This window comes from Oleiphilus sp. HI0086 (assembly GCF_001635225.1).
The window spans coordinates 1-627 of the sequence record NZ_LWFZ01000183.1 but is presented as its reverse complement, the minus strand read 5'-3'; the positions used below and the strand labels follow the sequence as shown (position 1 = coordinate 627).

General features: G+C 41.8%; 1 protein-coding gene. It reads right to left on the bottom strand.

The window, feature by feature from the left end; genetic code table 11:
* Nucleotides 1–627, bottom strand: a 627-nt coding sequence (locus tag A3756_RS27065; protein ID WP_197481118.1) for a hypothetical protein, incomplete at both ends; no start/stop codon positions are given.

Genomic DNA, 627 nt, shown 5'->3' with positions numbered 1-627 from the left:
TATCTGAATCAAAGTCCCTAGCAATTATGCTATTAAAATCTGTTGAAAAGTCATACTCTTCAGGCTGGTCGAAGTTGGAAAACTGAGCAAGCGTACCTTCTGCAAATAAGGACTCCCACCATTGAGGTAAGCCGTTGTCATCGGAATCTCCAACTTGAACCACATCAAACCTTAAGCCGGCAGAACCGCTTTCATCAATATTTGAAGGCTGAGTTAGAGCCAAAACATTAAACCCGGTAGGTATTAGAGCAACAAGCTCACGACCGTAATAACTTTGCTCAAGACTCCACTCACCTGTAAGGCCATAACTTAAGCGTAATGCATTATTAGCGCTCATAGATTGAATATGATGATCCTGGTGATAGATACCCAGATTAAAATTACTGCTATTGTCATATTTGAAACTTAAATCATTCGTGTCAAAGATAACGCCGTTCGAAATATAGAGTTTTGAACCAGCGACCTCTTCTTTCACATATAAGGGTGACACGAGTGTTTGATCTGATTCAAAAATAGTTGGTGACAAACTCTTACCAGGAACATCCACGACAAGTTGCACCAACTCACTGCTATTACTCCTAAAGCCCCATAGTGCTGCGCTATCGGCGTTCTGCCACACGACCGAAG